The organism is Peribacillus sp. P4_C12 (assembly GCF_056402095.1).
Genome location: NZ_JBFUIB010000192.1, coordinates 1 through 6,658, shown reverse-complemented (window position 1 = coordinate 6,658; position 6,658 = coordinate 1). Strand labels below are relative to the sequence as shown.

The 6,658-nt window shown below is 35.8% G+C and carries 8 protein-coding genes and 1 pseudogene; 8 read left to right on the top strand and 1 reads right to left on the bottom strand.

Features of this window, described 5'->3' with window-relative positions; genetic code table 11:
• Window positions 1-198: 198 nt before the first annotated feature.
• The 8 genes and pseudogenes from AC1DUW_RS18345 to AC1DUW_RS18310 form a co-directional block, all read left to right on the top strand.
• Complete coding sequence (locus AC1DUW_RS18345) at window positions 199-579, top strand: hypothetical protein (RefSeq protein WP_053344565.1); 381 nt, start codon at window positions 199-201, stop codon at window positions 577-579.
• Window positions 580-833: 254 nt separating this feature from the next.
• Window positions 834-1,094, top strand: coding sequence for a GNAT family N-acetyltransferase (locus tag AC1DUW_RS18340; RefSeq protein WP_236694852.1), 261 nt, complete (start codon window positions 834-836; stop codon window positions 1,092-1,094).
• Between the two features lie 259 nt (window positions 1,095-1,353).
• Window positions 1,354-1,677 (top strand): heavy metal-binding domain-containing protein, encoded by a 324-nt coding sequence (locus AC1DUW_RS18335; protein WP_053344566.1) that lies wholly within the window; start codon window positions 1,354-1,356, stop codon window positions 1,675-1,677.
• Between the two features lie 2 nt (window positions 1,678-1,679).
• Complete coding sequence (locus tag AC1DUW_RS18330; RefSeq protein ID WP_053344567.1) at window positions 1,680-1,910, top strand: hypothetical protein; 231 nt, start codon at window positions 1,680-1,682, stop codon at window positions 1,908-1,910.
• Window positions 1,911-2,169: 259 nt separating this feature from the next.
• Complete coding sequence (locus tag AC1DUW_RS18325; RefSeq protein ID WP_477643142.1) at window positions 2,170-3,279, top strand: lactonase family protein; 1,110 nt, start codon at window positions 2,170-2,172, stop codon at window positions 3,277-3,279.
• A gap of 559 nt (window positions 3,280-3,838) precedes the next feature.
• Window positions 3,839-4,234 carry a DUF2500 domain-containing protein gene (locus AC1DUW_RS18320; RefSeq protein ID WP_053344569.1) on the top strand — a complete coding sequence of 132 codons (396 nt, stop codon included), beginning with the start codon at window positions 3,839-3,841 and terminating at the stop codon, window positions 4,232-4,234.
• A gap of 190 nt (window positions 4,235-4,424) precedes the next feature.
• Window positions 4,425-4,628: a zinc ribbon domain-containing protein gene (locus AC1DUW_RS18315; protein WP_053344570.1), complete on the top strand. Its 204-nt coding sequence runs from the start codon at window positions 4,425-4,427 to the stop codon at window positions 4,626-4,628.
• A gap of 366 nt (window positions 4,629-4,994) precedes the next feature.
• Window positions 4,995-5,117, top strand: a pseudogene (locus AC1DUW_RS18310) (acetyl-CoA C-acyltransferase); the annotation flags it as partial.
• Window positions 5,118-5,583: 466 nt separating this feature from the next.
• On the opposite strand, the gene AC1DUW_RS18305 reads toward AC1DUW_RS18310, so the two are convergent.
• The coding region (locus AC1DUW_RS18305; protein ID WP_477643141.1) for a D-serine ammonia-lyase at window positions 5,584-6,658 on the bottom strand (1,075 nt) is incomplete at its 5' end.

Here is a 6,658-nt window from a genome sequence, read left to right as displayed (position 1 = left end):
ATTATCTTGACAATTGAGGGTGATATCTTTGCATCAATTAAAGGGGGCATTACTTCTTTAGGGGGCTGGAAACAGCTCCTTTTCTTATAGAACTATCGGGGCTGGTTAGTTCAACAAGGAATGAGTTATCAATACATAAGTTCTGATATTTTGAGATAATCAAAAGATATCAAGACTTTGAAGGTAAAGGGGTAAAAGATGAAGAAATATATTTCAATAAACATAATATTGTTTATTGTATTTTTGGCAGGAACCATAATTACGATATTTATAATATATAAGGATATTGATACTTCGCTTTCTCTTAAAGTTATCATAGGATATGTAATCTATCTTCTTCTATATGGTTTGTTCTCCATCTTTCTAGTTATTGCGAATACAAGGAAGTTAAATTGGATTCAAATAAGAAAAAGGCTTTTTACGTTTATTACTTGGTTTATTTCTTTAAGTGCTACATACTATCTTATGTATTATTTTTTAAAAAGTTCGGAAATGGATGTTTGGGATTTAAGTATCCCTTTTGGTGTATCATTTGGATTGGCTTTTTCTGATTTAATGTCTTGGAAAAAGAAAGACTAAAGCATTGATGTTTTTGCTAAAGAATTCTTTACTGAATAAGTATTAATGCCTTTTTGTTTTTTTACTAACGGGCGGGTTAGCTGAAGATCAGAGCTATCTTTAAGGCAGCAGTTTCTTTATTGAACTAACGAGGCAGGATAGTTCAATAAGGGGAATATTGAAAATTTCCCTAAAATAGTGAAAGATAGATGAGGGATTTGTTATGAAAATTAGTCAAACCAGGAATTTCAATTTGGTCGCTAAATTAAATAAATATGTGCACGATTTACATTCAAATTTATATCCTAAATACTTTAAGGGAAAATGTGAAGGAAGTTTTCAAAAGTCTGGTTAATAACGAAAGTTTCATTTTCCTTTTGTTAGAAGATAACGAAGAAGCTCTTGGCTATGCTTGGATAGAGATAAGAGAATATATACACGAGATTAGCATAGTAGAAACAAAGAGGAATAAGGGGTATGGTTCAAGTCTTATGGAATGTATATATGAAATTGCGAACGATCGAGGAATAGATTAAATAGAATTAGATTATTGGTTGGAGAACAGTGTTGCAAAGGACTTTTATAAAAAGCAAAATTTTATAAAGTGAACTAACAGGTGCTTTACTTCAATAGCAGGGTTGCTTAGAAACCAAGAAAGAAGATGTATTGTTTCTTAATTTGAAAAAAATATATATGAAGAACCTGGATAAACCATTGAATAGTACACTTGTTTCATTAGTAAATGATTGGCACATAAGAACATATTTATCTTAATATATACAAGGGGGAGTATTTATGCTAATTGTAACGACAGAACAGATTGAGGGGTATAAAATTAAAGAAATAAAAGGGGCTTGTTTTGGTCTGGTTGTAAGAAGTCGTGGTTTTGCTGGACAAGTTACTGCGGCGTTTAGGTCTCTTGTAGGCGGAGAAATTCATGAATATACAGAAATGCTTGAGGATGCAAGAAAACAAGCAATAGACCGATTAACACAGAACGCTCATGCAATGGGGGCTAATGCAATAGTCATGTTTCGATTTGATTCAGGTGAAATTGGACAAAACATGAGTGAAATTGTAGCATACGGAACAGCAGTTGTAATTGAAAAGGTTGAGTAAATATGAAATGGATTTGGTATTATTTTTTATTTCAAATTTGTTTATTACTTCTCTTTTGGATTTTTTCCAAACGTAAAGATAGGCGTTATAAAGCAAATAATGATAACCTTTCAAAAGATTTTGAGCCCACGCAAGAAGTATTTATTGACCCAATTTCAAAGGTTTTAATAAGAGTCTATGTTAATCGCAAAAACGGTGAACGTAGATATATTGAAGAAAAAGGTGAAGAATAGAAGGCTGCGCTTGTTCAACAAACAGGTGCTTTACTTCAATAAGGAAGGTTGCTGAGGCAGCCTTTTTCTTATGGCACTAACGGGGCAGKTTAGTTKAACAATAAATGGACTGTTTCGGCAGTCCTTTTTCAGTTGTTGTTATAACTAAAGATAGGCTGTGGGATAAGTGGATGATAATCCTTTTAACCAATTTGCATCAATTTGGGGAATTTAAATGGGAAAAGCACCATATAAAACAATGAAAGGAGGAAGGTATAAAATGCAGATAATGAACGAATATTTCCGTGCGAATGCGAGTATGGTTTACATTATGACCAATAATGAAGTAATGAATCAAATCATTTCCTTTTACAGGGACATGAATGGAATGCTTACCTTTGTGGATTCCTACCCAACTTATGGTAGAGGTACTGGTACAAAGGAAGTCTCCACTGCAACGGCAAACGATGGTGTTGATCCCCTTGCGTCACAAGGAGCCCTAACTTTGTCCCGTGATGGACGTTTCCTTCTTGCAGTGAACGCAGGCAGCCATAGTATCAGCAGTTTTATCATTACTGACAGCGGTGCACCCGTTCTCGTGGATGTGAAGCCATCAGGAGGTACTCAGCCCAATACCGTAGATGTGTTTGGTAATCTTGTCTATGTTGCCAATGTAGGGAATGTGGCTAACAATTTCGCCTCCAATATCACTGGTTTTCGCATAGATAATAACGGACGCCTTACTCCTATTCCTGGATCCACCCATTCTCTCAGTACTTTCAATGCTCAGCCCGCTCAGGTTCTCTTCACTCGTGATGGTAGTAAAATCCTTGTATCCGAGCTTACTTCAAACCATCTCAGTGTATTCCATGTAAATCAAAATGGTACGGTTACAGAACCAATCGTTAATGATTCTTATGGTCAAGGACCATTGGGTGCTTATTTTCTATCCTCTGGAATCCTCTTAGTTACTGAAGCAGATTCAAATGCCCTGTCATCCTATTCAATGAGTACCGACGGGATCCTTCATGTGATCAGTGGCTCTGTACCAACTGGATATAAAACCGCATGCTGGGTTGTAACAACGAGGAATGAACGTTTTGCATATATTACCAATACCTTAAGCGGCACCATCTCCACCTACCTAATCGAACGCAATGGAGCACTTTCAGTTGTAAGGCATATTACCAGTACACCGCCAGGTACAGCTCCAGGACTGCCCATGGATGTTGGAGTGAGTAAAGATGGACGGCATTTTTACACTCTTAACGGAAATCAGGGCACAGTCTCCGTATTTACTATTCAAGATGATGGAAGTCTGGTTAGATTGCAGGTTGCTGCTTGGACCAACTTTCCATATTTAGGATCACAAGGGTTGGCTGTTCTTTGATTCTATTTGGTCCATCACATTTGATGGAGTAGAAAGTTTCTCTTAGTGTATGGGTCATCTTCAACTAACGGGGGCTTGAGTTCAAGAGGGTGAGTTGCTGCAACCCTCCTGTTTTCTTCCTTTCTATTAAAAAACATTCGCAAAAGTCAATCAAGAACGACGAACGTTCATAAATGTTTTTATAGACACATACCTTGGTTTTAAAAAGGGGGAATAAAAAGAACTCTCCCTTTCTATTTTTTGCATCTTCAATTTATCCCGAGCGATTATCGATATGCATGCCATTTAGAAACATCCGCTAACATTCCCGTACCGCCAACAACTAATACATGTCCCATTTTCACCAGCATCCCTTCCATTGAAAATCTATCACTTTACCTTCGTAAAGTAAAAAGTCTTCTTCAACTAACAAGTGCTACTCTTCATTATGAAGGGGAGCCATTCGAAGAGCAAAGGGTAGGATAAGTCCAAAATGTATATGCCATTTTTTTGAAGGTAGTCTGAAACTTTATTTCATTTTATCCGTATATTTTATTATCATAACAAGGAGGAATATCTATTGTACGATGTTGGTGGAAGCGGAGATTGGCTTTTCACAGTTGCTCCGATATTTATAGGAATTATTTTCGTTATCATTTTTATAGTAATAATAGTTAATTTATTCAGTGGTCTTAGCCAATGGAAGAAAAATGAGGAATCTCCTCGCTTATCGGTTCCTGCAATTGTAAAAATTAAACGAACGAATGTCACAAGGAATAGTCATCTTCACGAACATAATAACACTGTCCACTCGCATGGCTCATCTACGACTTATTTTACTACATTTGAATTTGAGAGTGGCGATCGATCAGAATTTCGTATTTCAGGCAAGGAGTTTGGTGTTCTTGCAGAAGGAGATATCGGCACTTTAACCTTTCAAGGAACAAGATATATTGATTTTACTAGGAAAAATTAGACTGACTGATAATGGATAACGCTTACGCTTTAAGGTAATAAAATTACATAATTTTATTTCCATTTAACATAGAACACAACTGAAATAATTGGCTTTGTTCAGTATCTGTTAGTACTGCCAAGATGAAAATATAGGATTTAATAGATAAGCTATTTTAATTAAACCTACATAAATTGGGGGATGAAGAATCATGAGTGAAAAAGGATGTATGAAATGTGGAAGCAATGATGCTGCTAAGAAGGACGTGGCAATGACTGGAACAGGATTGTCGAAAATGTTTGATGTCCAAAATAATCAATTTACAGTTGTGTATTGCAAGAAGTGCGGCTATTCGGAGTTTTATAATAGGCAATCATCAGCAGGCAGTAATCTGCTGGATCTATTCTTTGGTTGATCACGGCACGAGAAGAATCTCCTTTTTTAAAAAAAGGAGATTCTTGTTTTTTTCATTATGCATGACGTACATTACTTCTTCAAAATTCCTATACTATAAGACTTTGAATCTCAAGGGTTTCTACTTTATTGGTGTCATGTAGTAAGTATCTCTTTTATTTAAACTGCAGGCACATAACGAAATCATTTTTTTGTCTTAATTCATTCGGCTTTAATATTATTGGTTAATACTCCAATTTGACTTACTTTTACATCCACTGTGTCACCGGGTCTCATAAATACTTGTGGATTACGTTTAAGTCCGACTTCCCCGGGGGACCAGTTACAATTACGTCGCCTGGATAAAGCGTGGTGAAAGAAGAAATAAACAGGAGCCAAAATTACAATAACCCTTCTTTATGAAATGATAAGAAGACAAAAACAGTATGGAATTGCAACTCTCTGCGTTGGTGGAGGGCAGGGAATGGCACTGATGTCAGAGCTTGTATAATTCATCGATTGGATATTAGATTACGACAGCAATGAAATAGACGAGGTATTCAAATAAAGGATGTCTCCTTGTTCAAATAAACGGGTGAGTTAGCTGATGAACAAACACAAAAATAAACAATTATATTCAACGTTACATAAAAACAGTTAGCTAATAAGCAAGAAAAATAAAAAAAGCCTACTGTAGATTTAAAATAAAGTTTGATAATTTGTAAAAAGTTCGATGATTTATAAAAAAGATTGATAATTTAAATTAAGTTTGATCAAAAGTCATGTATCGATATACAGGATTTTGTTGTTCCACAATCGGGCCAGATTGTGGAACAACACCTTCATAGAAAATTTGATATCTAAATTAAAGTTTAGAAGAGTTTATGAGGGTTTGTACTTATACTATCGGGAGATTAGTTTAACAAGAACTGTAATTTCAAATATAAAAACACGGGGTTAAACTACCCCGTGTTAAATTACTTCTGTTTCTCTAACGCTAATTTCACCCCTTTTTGATAATATTGTGTCATCATCTCTTCAGGAACCATGCTTCCACCAGTCCCCCAAATGATATGTGTACCCTTACTCATCTTTTCCGTTAAACTATGCTTCTGTAAATAATCGATGCCCTCTTTACATAATTTACTTGGTCCTATCATGCCTGCAAGTGCAGAGGGTTCTAAATTGATCCCCTCTGTATCGACTAGTTCTTTTAGCAACTTATACAACTGTTCATCGCTAACCGTATAATTACCACTTAAAAAAGGTTCCATAGTTTTACCCACAAACCCAGATGGCTTTCCTACAGCAAGTCCATCCGCGTCTGTTACATTATCGATACCAACATCAAGTACAGAAATATTATCATGAAGTCCAGTCATTAAACCGAGTAACATACACGGTGAGTGGGTAGGTTCTGCAAAGAAACAGTGAACATGGTCTTGATACAATAATTTCAAACCAAAAGCTACGCCTCCAGGACCTCCACCTACTCCACATGGAAGGTAAACAAACAAAGGATGATTTTCATCTATTATTATCTCTAGCTCTTCTAATTGTTTCTTCAATCGAGATGCAGCCACTGCATATCCTAAAAATAGGTCGTGAGAATTTTCATCATCCACAAAATAACATGTTGGGTCACTATCTGCTTGGATTCGACCTTCCTCTACAGCTTTACTATAATCAGCATTATATTCAATAACTTTGACATTTTTGCTTCTAAGCAAGTCTTTTTTCCACTGTTTTGCATCAGCTGACATATGAACAGTAACATTAAAACCTAACTTTGCACTGATGATACCAATACTAAGTCCTAAATTTCCAGTCGAGCCTACTGCGATTGAATATTGTGAGAAAAGGGATCGAAACCTATCACTATCTAAAATCGAATAATCATCTTGAATCGTTAACAATTGATGTTGAAAAGCTAATTCTTCTGCATGTTTGAGAATTTCATAAATCCCGCCTCTTGCTTTAATAGATCCTGAGATAGGAAGGTGACTATCACATTTTAGTAATAATTCTCCTAATATAGGTTGTTGATAATCC

Bases quoted from the DNA above. Each gene is read 5' to 3' on its own strand.
- AC1DUW_RS18345 (WP_053344565.1), top strand. From the start codon at position 199: ATGAAGAAATATATTTCAATAAACATAATATTGTTTATTGTATTTTTG.
- AC1DUW_RS18340 (WP_236694852.1), top strand. From the start codon at position 834: ATGTGCACGATTTACATTCAAATTTATATCCTAAATACTTTAAGGGAA.
- AC1DUW_RS18335 (WP_053344566.1), top strand. From the start codon at position 1,354: ATGCTAATTGTAACGACAGAACAGATTGAGGGGTATAAAATTAAAGAA.
- AC1DUW_RS18330 (WP_053344567.1), top strand. From the start codon at position 1,680: ATGAAATGGATTTGGTATTATTTTTTATTTCAAATTTGTTTATTACTT.
- AC1DUW_RS18325 (WP_477643142.1), top strand. From the start codon at position 2,170: ATGCAGATAATGAACGAATATTTCCGTGCGAATGCGAGTATGGTTTAC.
- AC1DUW_RS18315 (WP_053344570.1), top strand. From the start codon at position 4,425: ATGAGTGAAAAAGGATGTATGAAATGTGGAAGCAATGATGCTGCTAAG.